At 69.9% G+C, this 16,456-nt stretch carries 17 protein-coding genes; 11 read left to right on the top strand and 6 right to left on the bottom strand.

What is annotated here, in order from left to right:
- Window positions 1-37: 37 nt before the first annotated feature.
- Complete coding sequence (locus QSK26_RS31910; RefSeq protein ID WP_285779014.1) at window positions 38-685, bottom strand: TetR/AcrR family transcriptional regulator; 648 nt, start codon at window positions 683-685, stop codon at window positions 38-40.
- A gap of 78 nt (window positions 686-763) precedes the next feature.
- Between QSK26_RS31910 and QSK26_RS31905 the strand changes: the two genes are divergently transcribed.
- Genes QSK26_RS31905 through QSK26_RS31895 form a run of 3 tightly spaced genes read left to right on the top strand, consistent with a single transcriptional unit; the run spans window position 764 to window position 3,284 of the window.
- Window positions 764-2,200 (top strand): DHA2 family efflux MFS transporter permease subunit, encoded by a 1,437-nt coding sequence (locus QSK26_RS31905; RefSeq protein WP_285779013.1) that lies wholly within the window; start codon window positions 764-766, stop codon window positions 2,198-2,200.
- Window positions 2,197-3,003 carry an SDR family NAD(P)-dependent oxidoreductase gene (locus QSK26_RS31900; RefSeq protein ID WP_285779012.1) on the top strand — a complete coding sequence of 269 codons (807 nt, stop codon included), beginning with the start codon at window positions 2,197-2,199 and terminating at the stop codon, window positions 3,001-3,003. The genes QSK26_RS31905 and QSK26_RS31900 overlap by 4 nt, the downstream gene beginning before the upstream one ends.
- Window positions 3,000-3,284 carry a hypothetical protein gene (locus QSK26_RS31895; RefSeq protein ID WP_285779011.1) on the top strand — a complete coding sequence of 95 codons (285 nt, stop codon included), beginning with the start codon at window positions 3,000-3,002 and terminating at the stop codon, window positions 3,282-3,284. The genes QSK26_RS31900 and QSK26_RS31895 overlap by 4 nt, the downstream gene beginning before the upstream one ends.
- Here the strand turns inward: QSK26_RS31895 and QSK26_RS31890 are convergent.
- Window positions 3,254-3,643: a winged helix-turn-helix transcriptional regulator gene (locus QSK26_RS31890; RefSeq protein WP_285779010.1), complete on the bottom strand. Its 390-nt coding sequence runs from the start codon at window positions 3,641-3,643 to the stop codon at window positions 3,254-3,256. The two genes, QSK26_RS31895 and QSK26_RS31890, sit on opposite strands and share 31 nt — an antisense overlap.
- 146 nt (window positions 3,644-3,789) lie before the next feature.
- Here QSK26_RS31890 and QSK26_RS31885 point away from each other — a divergent pair, with 146 nt between their 5' ends.
- Complete coding sequence (locus QSK26_RS31885; RefSeq protein ID WP_285779009.1) at window positions 3,790-4,710, top strand: quinone oxidoreductase family protein; 921 nt, start codon at window positions 3,790-3,792, stop codon at window positions 4,708-4,710.
- Window positions 4,711-4,872: 162 nt separating this feature from the next.
- On the opposite strand, the gene QSK26_RS31880 is transcribed toward QSK26_RS31885, so the two are convergent.
- Window positions 4,873-5,598 carry a TioE family transcriptional regulator gene (locus tag QSK26_RS31880; protein WP_285779008.1) on the bottom strand — a complete coding sequence of 242 codons (726 nt, stop codon included), beginning with the start codon at window positions 5,596-5,598 and terminating at the stop codon, window positions 4,873-4,875.
- 138 nt (window positions 5,599-5,736) lie between these two features.
- Here QSK26_RS31880 and QSK26_RS31875 point away from each other — a divergent pair, with 138 nt between their 5' ends.
- Window positions 5,737-6,198, top strand: coding sequence for a helix-turn-helix transcriptional regulator (locus QSK26_RS31875; RefSeq protein ID WP_285779084.1), 462 nt, complete (start codon window positions 5,737-5,739; stop codon window positions 6,196-6,198).
- Between the two features lie 282 nt (window positions 6,199-6,480).
- Window positions 6,481-8,874: an ATP-binding cassette domain-containing protein gene (locus QSK26_RS31870; RefSeq protein WP_285779007.1), complete on the top strand. Its 2,394-nt coding sequence runs from the start codon at window positions 6,481-6,483 to the stop codon at window positions 8,872-8,874.
- A 141-nt stretch (window positions 8,875-9,015) separates the two neighbouring features.
- Here QSK26_RS31870 and QSK26_RS31865 read toward each other — a convergent pair whose 3' ends face one another.
- From QSK26_RS31865 to QSK26_RS31855, 3 genes are all read right to left on the bottom strand, one after another.
- Window positions 9,016-9,426, bottom strand: a complete 411-nt coding sequence (locus QSK26_RS31865; RefSeq protein WP_285779006.1) for a VOC family protein — start codon at window positions 9,424-9,426, stop codon at window positions 9,016-9,018.
- A gap of 385 nt (window positions 9,427-9,811) precedes the next feature.
- Complete coding sequence (locus tag QSK26_RS31860; protein ID WP_285779005.1) at window positions 9,812-10,543, bottom strand: response regulator; 732 nt, start codon at window positions 10,541-10,543, stop codon at window positions 9,812-9,814.
- Entirely contained in the window at window positions 10,540-11,754 is a 1,215-nt protein-coding gene (locus QSK26_RS31855) for a sensor histidine kinase (RefSeq protein ID WP_285779004.1), read from the bottom strand. Before QSK26_RS31855 ends, QSK26_RS31860 begins: the two co-directional genes overlap by 4 nt.
- Before the next feature lie 112 nt (window positions 11,755-11,866).
- Here QSK26_RS31855 and QSK26_RS31850 point away from each other — a divergent pair, with 112 nt between their 5' ends.
- The 5 genes from QSK26_RS31850 (at window position 11,867) to QSK26_RS31830 (ending at window position 16,193) form a co-directional block, all read left to right on the top strand.
- Window positions 11,867-13,543 carry a hypothetical protein gene (locus QSK26_RS31850; protein ID WP_285779003.1) on the top strand — a complete coding sequence of 559 codons (1,677 nt, stop codon included), beginning with the start codon at window positions 11,867-11,869 and terminating at the stop codon, window positions 13,541-13,543.
- On the top strand, window positions 13,540-13,998 hold the full coding sequence (locus QSK26_RS31845; protein ID WP_285779002.1) for a hypothetical protein: 459 nt from the start codon (window positions 13,540-13,542) through the stop codon (window positions 13,996-13,998). The genes QSK26_RS31850 and QSK26_RS31845 overlap by 4 nt, the downstream gene beginning before the upstream one ends.
- A 33-nt stretch (window positions 13,999-14,031) precedes the next feature.
- Window positions 14,032-15,201, top strand: coding sequence for a hypothetical protein (locus tag QSK26_RS31840; protein ID WP_285779001.1), 1,170 nt, complete (start codon window positions 14,032-14,034; stop codon window positions 15,199-15,201).
- Between the two features lie 106 nt (window positions 15,202-15,307).
- Entirely contained in the window at window positions 15,308-15,850 is a 543-nt protein-coding gene (locus QSK26_RS31835) for a hypothetical protein (RefSeq protein ID WP_285779000.1), read from the top strand.
- A gap of 127 nt (window positions 15,851-15,977) precedes the next feature.
- Complete coding sequence (locus tag QSK26_RS31830; protein WP_285778999.1) at window positions 15,978-16,193, top strand: hypothetical protein; 216 nt, start codon at window positions 15,978-15,980, stop codon at window positions 16,191-16,193.
- Window positions 16,194-16,456: the final 263 nt, after the last annotated feature.

Here is a 16,456-nt window from a genome sequence, read left to right as displayed (position 1 = left end):
GGTGCCGTGGTCATGATCGGCCCTGATCCGCGACACGTCATCCAGCAGGATGCCGCCCGCTTACGCCCTCGGCGCCGAAGGCGTGCAGGAATGTGCGGACGGCGGCGCGGGCGATCTCGTCCAGTTCGGCGTCGCCGATCTGGCGGGTGCCCATCTGGGAGCGTGTCTCCAGCGGGCCGATGAGCAGCGCCAGGAAGTGTTCGGCGGCCTGGTCCGGGTCGGTGGCGTTCAGGCGGCCGGCGAGGGTGAGCCGGGCCAGCCGGTCGGCGAGCGCCTGGCTCAGGCGCTGCGGTCCGCTCTCGACGACGAGGCCGAGGATGTCGGGGAAGTGGGTGATCTCCGCGTAAAGCAGGCGCCGCAGCGCGCAGGAGCGGTCGTCGGCGTGCAGGCGTATCAGGCGGGCCCCGACCTCCTCCAGGCCGGCGCGGAGGTCGGGGCCCGGCTCGGTGAGTGGCTGGAGCGCGGCGAGTCGCTGCTCCAGCACGCTCCGAGCCGCAGCCTGCATCGCGTGCCGGAAAAGGGTCGCCTTGTCGGTGAGGTGGTTGTACACCGTGGGCTTGGCCACGCCGGCCTCATTGGCGATCTCCTGTACGCAGGCCTGGGCGTAGCCCTGGCGGGCGAACACCGTGAACGCGCCGTCCAGGATCGCCTGCCGTTTGTCGATGCGTCCCCGTGCGGTAGCCATGCCACGATTGTACTCGTTGGTTCAGTGGCCTGAACCCTTAGGTTGCGAATGGATCGATGAGATAGCTAAATTGAACCCATGAGTTCAACAGAGTCGGGCGACCGTCTGGACCGCCCGCTGCTGACCCTGATCGCCGTCGTCCTGCTCGGCGGCCTGCTCGGCATCCTCAACAGCACGATGGCCGCCGTCGCCACGAACACCCTCGCGAACGCGCTCGACGCCTCGCTCAGCACGATCGGCTGGGCCTCCACCGGCTTCCTGCTCGCCGTCACCGCCACCATCCCGTTCACCACCTGGGCGGTCGACAGATACGGCAGCCGACGGCTGTGGCTGGCGGGCCTGGCACTGTTCGTGACGGGATCGCTGGCCGCCGGGCTGGCCTGGAACGTCGGCAGCCTGATCGCCTTCCGCACCCTGCAGGGCATCGGCGCCGGAGTGCTCGACCCGCTGGTGCTGATCCTGCTGGCCCGCGCCGCCGGACCGGCCCGCGCGGGACGCGTCATGGGCCTGATGGGCGTGGTGCTGTCGCTGGGCCCGGTCCTGGGTCCGGTCGCGGGCGGCGCCGTGCTGAGCGGCCTTTCGTGGCGGTGGATGTTCCTGCTGAGCGTGCCCGCCGGCCTTGTCGCCTACCTGCTCGCCGTGCGCGTGCTGCCCGCCGACCCCCCACCCGGGCAACGGCCGCCGGTCGGCCTCGACGTCCTGGGGCTGGCCCTGCTCGCGCCGGGGTTCGCCGCACTCGTCCTGGCCCTGTCACAGACCGCCGAGTACGCGACGTTCACCGCCTGGCAGGCGCTACTGCCCCTCGCCGCCGGCATCGCACTGATCACCGGCTACGTCCTGCACGCGCTCGGCTCCCGGCGCACGCCACCCCTGATCGACATGCGGCTGTTCACCAGCCGAGGCTTCACCGCCAGCGTCACCATCATGGGACTGGGCGGCCTCGCCAACTTCGCCACCCTGTTCGCGCTCCCGCTGTACTACCAGCAGGCACACGGCCACGGCGTACTCGCCGCCGGACTGCTGATGGCCCCGGCGGGCCTGGGCGGCGCGATCGCCATGCCCCTGGCCGGACAGCTGTCGGACCGGATCGGCGCCCGCGGCCTGGCCCTCGGCGGCGCGCTCCTGGCCGGCCTCAGCGCCCTGGCCTTCACCCAGATCGACGCCGACACCAGCCAGGCGTGGCCCGTACTGGCGGCACTGACCATCGGCCTGGGCATGGGATGCTTCAGCGCCCCGACGATGGGCTCGCTCTACCGCAGCCTGCCAGGCCCGCTCGTAGCACAGGGCAGCTCCGTCCTCTACATGCTCAACCAGCTCGGCGCCGCGCTCGGCATCGCCCTGGTCACCCTCATCCTGCAGACCTCCGGTGAAGTGATCACCGGCTTCCACGGCGTCTTCTGGCTCGTCGCCGTGCTCATCGCGGCCGTGATGGCCGTGATCCCGCTGCTGCCGGGCCGTACGCAACCCGCGCCCGCCCACCCCGAACCCGTCACCTCCCCCAAGGCGTCCTCATGACCAGCACCACGAAAACCATCGTGATCACCGGCGGCACCGACGGCATGGGCCGCGCCCTGGCCGCCACCTACCTCGACCGAGGCGACACCGTGGTCGTCATCGGCCGCGACGCGGCCAAGGCCGCCACGCTGCCCCGAGCCCACTTCATCCCCGCGGACCTGAGCCTGGTCAGCGAGAACAGAAGAGTCGTCCAGGAGATCAACGACCGCTACCCCGTCGTGGACGCACTCGTACTGTGCGCCCGCTACTTCCGCTCCAGCCGGTTCGTCACCACCGAGGGATTCGAGGGCGTTTTCGCCCTGGACTACCTGAGCCGGTTCCAGCTCAGCCACGGCCTGACCGCACCCAAGGTCATCGTCAACGTGTCCGGCCCCGGCGTCCCCATGGGCCGCATCCACTGGAACGACCTCATGCTCGAACGCGGCTACGACGGAGTCGCCGCCCAGATGCAGGCCGGACGGGCCAACGACCTGCTCGCGGTCGCATACGCCGCCCGGCAGCCCGCCGGACGCACCCGGTACGTGCTGATCAATCCCGGCCCGGTCGCCACCTCCTTCGCCGGCCAGTACGACCCGGCCACCGCCGCCCACGTCGCCGCGCTCAAGAAGCACGGCCGGCCGGTCCACGAAGGCATCAAACCGATCATCGCCCCCATCGACGCCCCGCCCACGGCGCCACTGAGCGCCTTCATGCGCTTCGACCCGATCAACCTGAACGGCCCCGACTTCGACCCCGGCGCCGCCACCCGCCTGCACGACCTCACCCACCGCCTCCTGCACCCCCAGGGAGAACTGACCTCATGACCCACACATGGACCGCGGCCTTCCGATCGGCACCGGTCAGCCCGTACGAGCCCATGACCCTCATCCACGAGCCGCGCGGCTTCGCCGACCAGACCCTCCGCCAGGTCGTACGCGTCCACGGCGGCGCGGACCGCCTGCGGATCCGGCTCAGCAACCTCTACGGCACGCAAACCCTCACCGTCGCCCGGACCCACCTGGCGGCCCACACCACCGCGGCCGCGATCGACACCGGCTCCGACACAACCTCCGATCAGCCGGCGTCGGTGATGGTGTCCTCGTAGGCATCACGGGCCGCGAGGATGGTGGGCATGTTCTCCTCTGCCCAGTGCCGGCAGGCGGCGATGAGGTCGAGCAGGGTGCGCCCCAGCGGGGTCAGCTCGTACTCCACTCGTGGCGGGACCTCGGCATAGACCGTGCGAGTGATCATCCCGTCGCGTTCGAGGGCGCGAAGAGTCTGCGTGAGCACTTTGGGGGTGGCATGCCGGAGCGGGATCCGGATCTCAGAAAACCGTCGTGGCCCCTGTTCGAGGCATTGGATGATCATCGCGGACCATTTGTCGCCGATCCGGATCGGCATGATGCTGCTCGGGCAGGCCGGGTCGAACATGTCCGGGGCGAGCGGTTCCACTAGTACCCTCACGGTAGTTAGATACCTTTGAAGTAACCAGTATCTCATCGATACCTTCGCGGTGACGGCGCATCCGCCGCCTCACATCTCCCCGATGCGAAGGACCATCAATGCGTGCTGTTCGGTTTCATGACTACGGTCCACCCGACGTTCTGCGTGTGGACGAGGTTCCCGACCCAGAGCCCGGCCCCGGCGAGATCCTGGTGCGGGTGACCGCGGCCGGGATCGGCTTCGCCGACATCCAGATACGAGCCGGCCTGATGCGATCGGTGCTCGCCGACCTCCCCCTGCCGTACTCGCCGGGTTTCGAAGTGGCGGGCACGGTGATCGCCGTCGGCCCGGACGTCGACCCCGCACAGATCGGCCGGCAGGTAATCGGCGCCACCGCAGGCGGCGGCTACGCCGAGAAGGCCGTCCTTCCGGCGGCGGCCCTGTCGCGGCCCGGCACACTGGACGACCACACAGCCCTGGCCCTGCTCGGCCAGGGGACGACCGCGGTCGGGGTGGCCGAGGCGGCCGCCCTCCGGCCAGGAGAGACGGTGCTGGTCGAGGCCGCCGCGGGCGGCGTCGGCAGTCTGCTGGTACAACTGGCCAAACACGCCGGCGCGAGGGTGATCGCCGTCGCCCGAGGCGAACAGAAGCTGGACGTGGCCAAGCAACTCGGCGCGGATGCGGCGATCGACTACAGCACACCGGATTGGTGCGATCGCGTGCGGGAGGCGGCGGACGGTGATCTCCGGGTGGTGCTGGAAACCACAGGCGGCCCGGTTTCCAAGAGCGCCTTCGACCTTCTGACGCCCGGCACCGGCCGGATGGTGGTCTACGGGACGACAAGCGGCCAGGCGCCGCAGTTCGACCCACTCGATGTCTACCAACGAGGCCTATCCGTCATAGGCTTCGCGTCCGTAGTGCTGCCACCAGAACACCTGGCCCGCCTGCTCAACCGCGCGTTCGATCTGGCCCGAACCGGCGAACTCAAGCCGATCATCGGCGCCGCCCTTCCGCTGGCCCAGGCCGCCGGCGCACATAAAGCGTTCGAAGAACGCTCCACCATCGGCAAGACGGTCCTCACGCCATAACCCTCGGATCACACCTGGTGCATGCCCCTGGGCAGGCAGTGAGTTCCGGTCGCCGACGTCGCCGTGGTGCAGGCGCCAGTGGCTCGTACGGCCTGGCGCCTGACACCCGTCAACCAACCCGTCACACCGACCCTGACGAACGGCGAACCGGACGGATGACCCCTACCCACGCTCGCGAAGGTACGCATCCAACTCGGCGGCCCCGGCCAGCATCACCCGCCCACGAGCGGACAACCGCCCCCGCCAGTCGTGCAAGGCGGCCTCCAGCGGCGCCAGCCCGCCGGCGGCCCGCACCTGGTCGAGCAGCGGGGCGATCTGCTCCAGCAGATAACCGCCCCGCCTGAGCTGGTGAGCCAGCCGGGCATCCCGCACATCGGCCTCGTCGTAGACGCGATACCCGGTCCGCGGATCCCGACCCGGCCGCACCAGCCCGGCCCGCTCCCATTTACGCAACGTCGCGGGCCGGATCCCGAGCTTCCCCGCCAGCGGCCCGATGAACGTGCCACCCAGCCCGGACACCGCGACGGACTCCGCGGTCGACTCCAGATCGCGGAGGGCGTTCTCCACGGCCTGGAGAGTCCGGCGGTCGTCAAGAAGCTGGGCATGGCTCTCGTCGATGAGACGGAACGCCTCCTCGACCCCGCCCCCGTTCACCGCCCGCATGATCGACGCCGCCACCTGGTGACCATGGCCGGGCACCAGCGCCAGGAACGCACGCAGAGCCACCGCGTGCAGCGGAGTGTACGTGCGGTAACCATGAGACGTGCGACCGGCGGCCGGAAGAATCCCCGCCTCCTCGTAATTCCTGATCGCCTGCGTGGACAGACCATGCCCACGCGCCAGGTCAACCGGCCTGAGCCGCTCACCGCTTTGAAGGTTCCGCCCCATGGGCCCGACCCTATCGCGGAAAAGTTTCAACCGGCAGTTCAACGATACCGTTGATGGCATGATGACTGGCATTCGCCCTGCGCGAACCCATGTGAGATGCGACCCCGGCGCTAGGAAAATCCGGCGCGACATGGCACCATCTCGCAGGTGACCAGCAGTGAAGCCGCCGAAGCCCAGCGCCTGCGCGACCTCGCACGGCTACGCCGCGTCCGCGACCGGATCGACCGGGAGTACGCGCAGCCACTGGACGTCGACGCGCTCGCCCGCGGCGTGAACATGTCGGCCGGGCACCTCAGCCGCCAGTTCCGGCTCGCCTACGGCGAATCACCGTACGCCTACCTGATGACGCGGCGCATCGAGCGCGCGATGGCACTCCTACGCCGGGGCGACCTCAGCGTCACCGAGGTCTGCTTCGCGGTCGGCTGCTCCTCGCTGGGCACCTTCAGCACTCGCTTCACCGAACTCGTCGGCGTACCGCCCAGCGTCTACCGGCGCCACGCCACACCCACGACGGCGGGGATCCCGTCATGCGTCGTGAAACAGGTGACCAGACCGGTCAGGAATCGAGAAGCACGCCCCACCCAGCCGCAACTAGCGTGACCCAAATGGACACCACCATCCACCGAACCCTCCTCCCCCACCACGACCCCGAAGCCTCCCTCGCCTGAACCACCCGAGAATCACCCACCGGTCCGCCGCTTCGACCCGCGCACGCGGCCACGCAACACCGCCGGTTCCGCATCCCCCCGCGCCGCACCCGATCCTGGCGCGAGGTGACGAGATGCCCGGCCGCGACGGACAAACCACTCAAACACGTAGATCAAGCCAGGCGACGCCGACAAAAACCGCCAAAGCGGCCCCCACGTAACAGATGGAGACACCATGAGCACGGCCACAAGGACGGACACGCAGTCGCCTGCGCCACACGCCGCCGACATCCACGACCTGATCCGCGTACACGGCGCACGCGTGAACAACCTCAAGGACATTAGCGTCGAGATCCCCAAACGCCGGCTCACCGTGTTCACCGGCGTCTCCGGCTCCGGCAAGAGCTCGCTGGTGTTCGGCACGATCGCCGCGGAGTCCCAGCGACTGATCAACGAAACCTACAGCGCCTTCATCCAGGGCTTCATGCCGACACTGGCCCGGCCCGAGGTCGACGTACTCGAAGGACTCACCACCGCGATCATCGTCGACCAGCAGCGGATGGGCGCCGACCCCCGCTCCACCGTCGGCACCGCCACCGACGCCAACGCGATGCTGCGCATCCTCTTCAGCCGACTCGGCAAGCCGCACATCGGCTCACCCCAGGCGTTCTCCTTCAACGTCGCCTCGATCAGCGGAGCCGGCGCGGTCACCCTCGAACGCGCCGGAAAGACCGTGAAGGAACGACGCAGCTTCACCATCACCGGCGGCATGTGCCCACGCTGCGAAGGCCGGGGCACCATCTCCGACATCGACCTCACCCAGCTCTACGACGACTCCAAGTCACTCGCCGAGGGCGCGTTCACCATCCCCGGCTGGAAGTCGGACAACTTCTGGACGGTACGGGTCTACGCCGAATCAGGCTTCGTCGACCCGAACAAACCGATCCGCGAATACACCAAGAAAGAACTCGACGACTTCCTCTACAAGGAACCGGTCAAGGTCAAGATCGACGGCGTCAACCTCACCTACGAGGGCCTGATCCCCAAGGTGCAGAAGTCGTTCCTCTCCAAGGACCCCGACGCGCTGCAGCCGCACATCCGGGCGTTCGTGGACCGCGCGGTCACCTTCACCGCCTGCCCCGAATGCGAGGGCACCCGGCTCAGCGAAGCGGCCCGATCCTCGAAGATCGAAGGAATCAGCATCGCCGACGCCTGCGCCATGCAGATCAACGACCTCGCCACGTGGGTACGCGGCCTGAACGAACCGTCGGTCGCGCCGCTGCTCGCCTCACTGGGACACACCCTCGACTCCTTCGTCGAGATCGGCCTCGGCTACCTCAGCCTCGACCGCCCCGCCGGCTCCCTCTCGGGCGGCGAGGCGCAGCGGACCAAGATGATCCGCCACCTCGGCTCCTCACTCACCGACGTCACCTACGTCTTCGACGAACCCACCATCGGCCTGCACCCCCACGACATCCAGCGGATGAACCGCCTGCTGCTGCGACTGCGGGACAAGGGCAACACGGTCCTCGTCGTGGAACACAAGCCGGAGACGATCGCGATCGCCGACCACGTCGTCGACCTCGGCCCCGGCGCCGGTACGGCGGGCGGCACCGTCTGCTTCGAGGGCACCGTCGAAGGGCTGCGGGCCGGCGACACCATCACCGGCCGCCATCTCGACGACCGGGCCACCCTCAAGGACACGGTCCGAACCCGCACCGGCACGCTGGAGATCCGCGGCGCCACCGCCAACAACCTGCGGGACGTCGACGTCGACATCCCGCTCGGGGTGCTCTGCGTGATCACCGGCGTGGCGGGCTCAGGCAAGAGCTCGCTCGTACGTAGATCGATCCCCGCCGGCGAGGGTGTGGTGTCGATCGACCAGGGCGCGATCCGCGGCTCGCGACGGAGCAACCCGGCGACGTACACCGGACTGCTCGACCCGATCCGCAAGGCGTTCGCGAAGGCCAACGGCGTCAAGCCGGCACTGTTCAGCGCCAACTCCGAGGGCGCCTGCCCCAACTGCAACGGCGCCGGCGTCATCTACACCGACCTGGCGATGATGGCGGGCGTCGCCACCGTCTGCGACGAGTGCGAGGGGAAGCGGTTCCAGGCATCGGTGCTGGAGTACCACTTCGGCGGCCGCGACATCAGCGAGGTGCTCGCGATGTCGGTGACCGAGGCCGAGGCGTTCTTCGGCACCGGCGAGGCGCGCACCCCCGCCGCGCACGCCATCCTCGCCCGGCTCGCCGACGTCGGGCTCGGCTACCTCAGCCTCGGCCAGCCGCTCACCACACTGTCCGGCGGCGAGCGGCAGCGGCTCAAACTGGCCACCCACATGGCCGAGAAGGGCGGCGTCTACGTCCTGGACGAGCCGACCACCGGCCTCCACCTCGCCGACGTCGAGCAACTGCTCGGCCTGCTCGACCGGCTCGTCGACTCCGGCAAGTCGGTCATCGTCATCGAGCACCACCAGGCGGTCATGGCGCACGCCGACTGGATCATCGACCTCGGCCCCGGCGCCGGCCACGACGGCGGCCGGATCGTCTTCGAGGGCACACCCGCCGACCTCGTCGCCGCCCGCTCCACCCTCACCGGCGAACACCTCGCGGCCTACGTCACCACCTGACCGAGACCCCGGCGACTTCTCTCGTCCCACTCGGCCTCCACCACTCCCCCGAGCCCGGCGCCCGCCCCGTAAGGCGATGGCGCCGGGCTCTCGGCGGAGGTGCCGGGCGACGTTCTTCGAGTCCGCTGCCGTCCGGGTGGTTCAGCGGAGTTCTTGGATGCGGATCATGTTGCCCGCGGGGTCACGGAAGGCGCAGTCGCGGATTCCGTAGGGTTGCTGGGTGGGTTCCTGGACGACTTCGGCGTCGCCGGCCTGGAGCTGGGTGAAGGTGGTGTCGAGGTCTTTGGTGGCGAGGTTGATGCCGGCGTAGGTACCTTTGGCCATCATCTCGGCGATGGTACGGCGTTCGTCGTCGGTGATGCCGGGGTCGGCGGCCGGGGGGTGCAGCACGATGGAGGTGCCGGGCTGGCCGGGAGGACCGACGGTGATCCAGCGCATGCCGTTGTATCCGACATCGTTGCGGACTTCGAAGCCGAGGGTGTCGCGGTAGAAGGCGAGGGAGGCTTCGGCGTCGTGGTGAGGGAGGAAGGTTTGGTGGATGGTGATGTCCATGCCGGTCACGCTAGTTCCGGCCGGCCGGACCGCGCTTCTCGATTCCTGACCGGTCTGGTCAACAGAAGGCCATGGGCGCGCTCGTCCCCTCTCGGTGGAAGATTGTGGGCTGCGGGATCTATTTTCGGACCGCCCTGGCGCCTTTACAAAGTAAATTCCTGACATCTGCGAAGCGGCACAGCGCCCACATGCGGTCCCGCACGCCGCCGCGCCGGAACAGGCCGGCTCCCCCACGCCGCAGGGCATCGGCGTGTGCCGGACTCCTCCCCTGCCGAGATGAGGCAGCCCGATCAGGTCCAGCCCACCGCTCCCCCGCTCCGGCGCCGGTGTGCCCGCCCGTCCCGCCGGAGGAGACGTTGGCGGACGGATGCGGTCCCGTCCGGGATCAAGGATCGTGGCGGGTTTTCTCTCTGCCGCGCCTGCCCCGGGCGGCCTGGTCCTCTCCGGGATCGGAATGAGCAGGGGCCTGGCCGATGAGGCCATTGAGGTGGGCGTAGGCGACCGCGTGCACCCGGTCCCGCAGATTCAGCTTGGTCAGGATGCGCGACACGTGCGTCTTGACGGTCTCATCGCCGATCCCGAGACGGTCGGCGATCTCGGCGTTGCTGTGCGCCCCGGCGAGCAGCAGCAGTACCTCGCGTTCCCGCGCGGTGAGGAGATCCAGGTCGGTCGGGGGCGGAGAAGGGGCAATGCCGTTGGCGAGACGGGTGCTGAGGCGGCGTGTCACTGAGGGGTCGATGAGGGCGTCGCCGCGGGCGGCCACCCGGACTGCCGCGATCAGTTCCTCCGGCGGGAGGCTCTTCAGCAGGAATCCGCTGGCTCCTGCCCGAAGGGCGCGGTGGACGTACGTGTCGTGGTCGTAGGTGGTCAGCAGGATGACCTTGGTGGCGTTGGCCGGGTCTGCGAGGATCTCCTCCGTGGCGTGCAGGCCGTCGAGCCGGGGCATGCGGATGTCGATGATTGCGACGTCGGGACGCAGTCGGAGCACCTCGCTCACCGCGGCCCGGCCATCCGACGCCTCGCCTACGCAGGTGAGGTCGGGCTGGGTGCCCAGGACGGCGCGCAGACCGGAGCGGAACATTGCGTGGTCATCGGCGATCAGGACGCGCAAGGTCATGAGGGGCTCACGGGGAACGTCGCGGTAGTGATCCAGGTCTTGCCGTCGGGTGCGGGTCCGTAGCTGGTGGAGCCCGAGAACACGGCGGCACGGCTGCGGATCCCCTGCAGCCCCCGGTGCGGCGAGTCTGGCCAGGCGCGCGCCCGCGTGCCGAGGAGGTTGGAGGTGGTCACGGTGAGGCTGGAGGGAGCGTGGCGCAGTTCGACCTCCGCGGCACCGTCGGCGCCGTGCCGCAGGGCGTTGGTGAGCATCTCCTGCACCACCCGGTATACGGCGATGTCCAGTGACTCCGGTAGCGGAGACGGGACGCCGTGGACGGTCACCCGCGCCCGCAGGCCGACGGCGTGGAGGCTGTCGAGGAGTTCGGGGAGGTTGTCCAGCCCGGGCTGGCTGTCCTCTCCCGACGGGTGGCCGTGCAGGACGTCCAGCAGTCGCCGCAGGTCGAGCATCGCCGCCCGGCTGGACGTCTCCACGGCGGTCAGCGAGTCCGCCAGGTCGGAAGCGCCCGCCGCCGCCCGCAACCGGGCCACCCCGGCGTGGACGCCGATGGCGCTCACGTGGTGGGAGATCACGTCGTGCAGGTCGCGGGCGATGCCGGTGCGCTCCTCTGCGATGGCCGCGGCCAGGGCCTGCCGCGCCTCCGACTTCTCCCGCTCGGAGCGCTGTTCCAGCTCGGCGATGTAGGCGCGTCGGGCGGTGGTGTACCGACCGACGAGCCAGGGCAGCAGTGCGCTGGCCGTCGGAGCGAGCAGGAGGAGCTCTGGCGCGAAGTTCGCCTCGCTGAGGATCGGACTCGCGAGGGTCCCCGCCACCAGGAAGAGCAGGGACACCACCGCCGGCCACCGGTCCAGCCAGGCACCCGCCCGGTAGGCGGAGATGAGCATGCCCGCGCTGTTCAGCGCGGGCGGCAGCGCGGTCTCGGGGCATGACAACGTGCCCGCTACCCGGACCGCCGCCTGAGCGACGGCCACCACTCCCGACAGCCGCGGTGCGCCGGCCAGGCCGGCGTCCACCACGATGATCGCCGCCAGCATGGCCCAGCGCCATCCCGCCGGAAATGCGGGGGAACCGGTGGAGTGGGCGAAAGTGAGGGCGTCCACCACCAAGGTGACCGCGGCGATCACGATCGCCTGACGGGTCAGCGGCCCATTGACGTCGCGGAGCCCGTCACGTCCCTCCCTGTCGGGCACCGGCACCCCTTTCTCGTTCACGACCTCCCATGATGCCCGGTCGGCGGTGGGGGCGGAGTCCCCCGTCCGGGGGACCCTTGTCCCCTGGCGCCGTGACGACAGCGGCGGGCGGCCTGCCTAGGCTGCCCGCACGATGAACGATTCCGCCGCTCCTACGAGGGAGTGCGACACGTTTCCGCGCACGGCTCCTGATCCCCGGCACCGCCTCGGCGCCGCGCTCGCCGTCGTGCTGACCGCCGTGGCCCTGATACTCGCCATGAGCCCACAGGCCGGGGCGGACTCCAACGGCGGCGGCGACCTGCACGTCGCCCAGACGCTCGGCGACCGGGAGCTGACCGTCATCCTGCGACGGGTCACCGGGGTGCCCGGACCGCTGCACGTGGATGTGTTCACCCACGCGGGCACGCCCGCCGGTGCCCTCAACCTGGCGGCAGTACCCACCGGGGTCTCCTCCTCCGCGTCCGTGGCCTCGGCGACCGGCACGGTCGTCGACACCGCCGTGGTCACACTGGGGAGCCGGCCGGGAACCTACTCCGCGGTGCTGGACGTCACCCAGGCCGGCCCGTGGGAGTTGTCGCTCAGCGACGGGCAGCGGACCGCGACGATTCCGTTCATCGTGCCGAAGCAGACCACCTCGCCCGCGGAGAGCGCGGCCTACCTGGGCTTCTCCGGCGCTGGGGCGCTCATCCTCGTCACCGTCGTGGTCGCCGTACGGGCGCGGCGCGGCTGGTGGACACTGGTGCCGGGCGGCGGGCTCGTGGCCTGTCTGACCGTGGCGGTCACCGGGGCGCTGCTGTCGTCCCAGCTGCCGCTGCCGCCGTCTCAGGGCGGCCAGGTGGACGCCACGATCGACGGCGTCAATGATCCCTACGCCTCCGTCGGGCAGCAGACCGGCGACTACTCGCGCCCGCCCGCCACACTGCTGCTGTCGTCCTCCACGGACCGGGCGGGTGAGATCGCCGAGCTGCAGCTGAAACTGTCGGACGCTGCCACCGGCCTGCCCCTGGACGACGTTGTCGTCCACGACGGCGCACTGATGCACCTGCTGGCCATCGGCCCTTCGGGACAATTGTGGCACTTGCACCCCGTACGGACCGGACCCGGCGCATTCGAGGTCCCGTTGTCGCTGCCCGAGGCAGGCCATTACGCGGTCTCCGCCGAGTTCGCCCGCCGGGGCGGCGGCGTCCAACAACTGCGCTCCGCCACCGGCCTCGACGCGGTGTCCAGCTCCGGCGCGCGGACCACGGCCGGCGACGCTCCGGCGCAGGCAGGGACCGGTTCGCGGACCGTGGCCGGGGTCGAGGTGCGACTGTCCGCGTCGTCGCTGGTGGCGGGCAAGGCCACTGTCCTGACCGCCCGCGTGGGGGACACGGCGACCCTGCAGCCCTGGCTCGGCATGGTCGGCCACCTGATCGTCGTCGGTCCGCTCTCGCCCACGGCAGCGGTGGGGGCGCAGACGCAGAAGGCCCAGCTGTGGGCCCATTCCCACTCCATGGGCGCGATGCCGGACAGCGCTCACGAGGAGAGCGGCACGCAGGAGACGCCGCACAGGGGGCCGCACAGAGGGCCGCACTCGTCGCCGACATCGTCGGCCTCCTCCTCGGAGCTGCATTCGATGAGCGGGCTGACCTCCGTCAATGGCGATGGCATCGCCGATGAGACCGTCGCCGCCTACGGCCCCGACGTCGCCTTCGTCTACACCTTCCCGGCCGCCGGCTATTACCGGGTGTGGATCCAGGCCGAGCGCGACAACACGCTCCTGACCGTCCCCTACCTGCTCCACGTCACCGGCACGGAGAAGACTCCGTGAGCCCATCCGGTCGGCGGTTCCTGGTAGCCGCGGTGCTCGTGGCGGCGATCCTGCTCACCGCACTGTCGGTTCATGCCCTGTGGGCGCCGTGGTCAGGTGGGACGCGGCCCGCGTCCGACTCCGTCCCGCGGGGCGCGGTGACCCTCACAGGCGGCACCGCCCACGATGTGGTGACCCTGACGGTTTCCGCGCCCGTCACCGGAGTCACCGCGGTCGATGTCCGGGTCGTGGCGCGTAACGCGGCCGTCCGGTCATCACCGGTCGTCACGGTCTCCGCAGTGCTGCCCACCGCAGGCCACGCGGTACCCGACCTCCCAGCCATACGCGTCTCCGACAACAGCTACCACGTGGCCGGCCTTCCGCTGATGATGCCCGGCCGGTGGGAGTTCCTCGTCGCCGTGGACGGCGACGGCCGTCGCGACCGGCTCGTCTTCCCGCTCACGGTTTCCCCTTAGTCGCGCACACCCATTCCGAGAAAGGCATGTCCGATGAATCCTGTTCCCGTATCCGCGCCGACCGGCCGAGGCGGGCCCTCTCCGTCCGACCGGCCGGCGACCGGCGTGGTCGGCGCGTACACCGTGCTGGCCGGAACGCTGATGTCCACGGTGGGCCTCAGCTGGGATGTGCAGTGGCACATCGAGGTCGGCCCGGACACCTTCTTCACCCTGCCCCACCTGATCCTGTACTCCGGCAGCGCCATCGCCGGCATCGCCAGCCTGGTGATGGTGCTGCGCGCCACCTTCGCCCAACGGGCCGGGCGCCCCGCCGACCCCGCCGCCGGCGGCAGTCCGGTCCGGGTTCTCGGCGGCACGTTCACCGCGCCCCTGGGATACCTCGTCGCCGGGACCGGCGGCGCGTTATTCCTGCTCTACGGCCTACTCGACCTGTGGTGGCACTCCCTGTACGGCTTCGACGCCGTACTGGACTCCCCGCCGCACGTCGCCCTGTTCATCTCCATCAGCCTGACCATGGTCGGCAGCGTCATCGTCTTCGCCGCCGCCCGCGCGCAGCGCCGGGGGCGGATCGGGCTCATCGTCAGCATCCCCGTGCTGATGACGTTCACCCCGATCACCACGTACGCCTTCCAGAGAGTGCCTCTTCCTCTCGACCCCAAGCTCGCGGGCACCGTCTTCTTCGCCGTCTGCTTCGTGCTCATGGGAGCGATCACCCTGCGGCACCGACAGGTGGCCCTGTCCATCGCGGTCGTCCTCGGCGCCATGCAGCTGTTTCTCTGGTGGTTCTCGCCGTGGGCCTCGAGGGCATACGCCGACTACGTCGGGCTGCCTCTGCGGGACAACCTCATGGACATGGCGCCTCAGCTTCCGGCCGGCATACCGATGTTCATGCTCGCCGCGGCCCTGGTGATCGAGGGGCTGCTCTGGCTGGGGCGTGGGCGGGGCTGGTCGGCCCGCTGGCTGCCGCAGCTCGTCGGTGCCGCCGGCGGCGTGGTGGTGAGCCTGTCCATGCTCGTGCAGACGTCGATGCTGCGCGCAGGGGCGGGGAGAGGGCCGATGGGCCAGGCCACCACATCGGCGACCACGGTGCTGATCGACGTGCTCGTTGGGCTGGCGTTCGGTGCCCTGGCCGGCTACCTCGCCGCCCGCTTCGCCGTCCTGCTGCGCCTCAACACCCCCGCCGCCGACCAGGAAGGTCGCTGACCGGATGCACGTCCGAACGTACCTGCTGCCACGGCCGCGACCGGCCCGCGCCACGCGCCACGCGCCGAAGCACCGCGCCCGCAGCCTGCTTCTCGCCGTGTGCATCATGGCAGTTGTGATCCCGGTCTCGGCCCCGTCCGCCAAGGCTTACGCGCCGGCGGAGCCAGAGCAGGCGTACGCGCCGGTCGAGGTCGTGCACACCGAGCAGGTGCAGGCCGGCCCGTACCACCTGACCGTGGGCTTCTCCACGTGGCCGCTGCGCGCCATGCAGTCGCTGGACTTCACCTTCGCCCCTGACGGGGGACTGACCGGCAAATCCGGCACCCTCAGCATGACCGGCCCCGGCATGAAAGGAGGCAGGCGCGAGGCGGGTCCGCTGTCTCGCCATCCACGCAAACGCGACGTCTGGGGCTTGGACATCCAATCGCTGTCCACGGCCGGAAAGTGGAGCTTCACCTTCGCCATCAACGGACCCCAGGGACAGGGAACAGGCACTCTGGACAACGTCACGGTCCTCGACCAGCCCGGCCCACCGCTGGCACTGAGCTGGGCCCTTTGCACCCTGCCCGTCCTCGGACTGATCGCCTTCCTGGCCGTCGCCTGGCGACGTCATCGTCCCTCCCGCCACCTCGCCGCGCTGGGCATCTGACGAGGCGGCTCGCGCTCGTCGGTGTCGTAGTTGACCTCGCGATGATCGCCGGCGTTGTCGGGCACCGCAGCGAACTGGCCTTCCTCCGCCTCGACGACGTCACCGAGGTGTGGGGAAAGGGCTACAAGTGCTCACCGTGCCGTACGGGCAGCACCTGGCCACCTGCCCCGTCCTCGCCGAGCCGAAGTGGCGCAAGAAGCTCACCGACGCCGACCGGCGTGCCCTGTCGGCTCTGTTCTCCCATCTGAACCTGTACGGCAAGTTCGAGCTCGACATGAGCAAACAGCTCGACGTCAGGCCGGGGCCGGCCGCTGAGGGGCAACCGTCAGATGGGCCGCTCTGAGCGGTGACCCGCGCCGGCGCGGGCCATCCCCTGGTGTTTACGGCCCGTTCTGGGTGAGCGCGACGATGACTTGGAGCATGCCGTAGGCGGCCGTCATGCTGCCCGGCTGCGGGGTTGCCGCAGATCGATCACGTCGGCTTCTGGTTGACAGCGATGACCGGAAGCAGCGTCGCCCGGGCCGCACATTGTCGGGCGGAACTGATGACCGTCCCATGGCGCCCCGACCAGGGGTCGAACCGGCCGATGTAAAGCACACTTGACAT

Source organism: Microtetraspora sp. NBRC 13810 (assembly GCF_030268685.1).
In the GTDB taxonomy this organism is placed as follows: Bacteria; Actinomycetota; Actinomycetes; order Streptosporangiales; family Streptosporangiaceae; genus BSRQ01.
This window is presented reverse-complemented; position numbering and strand designations above follow the sequence as displayed.

What these genes read in the sequence shown, in the direction of transcription:
- QSK26_RS31910 (WP_285779014.1), bottom strand. Translation starts at nt 685, where the DNA reads ATGGCTACCGCACGGGGACGCATCGACAAACGGCAGGCGATCCTGGAC.
- QSK26_RS31905 (WP_285779013.1), top strand. Translation starts at nt 764, where the DNA reads ATGAGTTCAACAGAGTCGGGCGACCGTCTGGACCGCCCGCTGCTGACC.
- QSK26_RS31900 (WP_285779012.1), top strand. Translation starts at nt 2,197, where the DNA reads ATGACCAGCACCACGAAAACCATCGTGATCACCGGCGGCACCGACGGC.
- QSK26_RS31895 (WP_285779011.1), top strand. Translation starts at nt 3,000, where the DNA reads ATGACCCACACATGGACCGCGGCCTTCCGATCGGCACCGGTCAGCCCG.
- QSK26_RS31880 (WP_285779008.1), bottom strand. Translation starts at nt 5,598, where the DNA reads ATGGGGCGGAACCTTCAAAGCGGTGAGCGGCTCAGGCCGGTTGACCTG.
- QSK26_RS31870 (WP_285779007.1), top strand. Translation starts at nt 6,481, where the DNA reads ATGAGCACGGCCACAAGGACGGACACGCAGTCGCCTGCGCCACACGCC.
- QSK26_RS31865 (WP_285779006.1), bottom strand. Translation starts at nt 9,426, where the DNA reads ATGGACATCACCATCCACCAAACCTTCCTCCCTCACCACGACGCCGAA.
- QSK26_RS31860 (WP_285779005.1), bottom strand. Translation starts at nt 10,543, where the DNA reads ATGACCTTGCGCGTCCTGATCGCCGATGACCACGCAATGTTCCGCTCC.
- QSK26_RS31850 (WP_285779003.1), top strand. Translation starts at nt 11,867, where the DNA reads ATGAACGATTCCGCCGCTCCTACGAGGGAGTGCGACACGTTTCCGCGC.
- QSK26_RS31840 (WP_285779001.1), top strand. Translation starts at nt 14,032, where the DNA reads ATGAATCCTGTTCCCGTATCCGCGCCGACCGGCCGAGGCGGGCCCTCT.
- QSK26_RS31835 (WP_285779000.1), top strand. Translation starts at nt 15,308, where the DNA reads ATGGCAGTTGTGATCCCGGTCTCGGCCCCGTCCGCCAAGGCTTACGCG.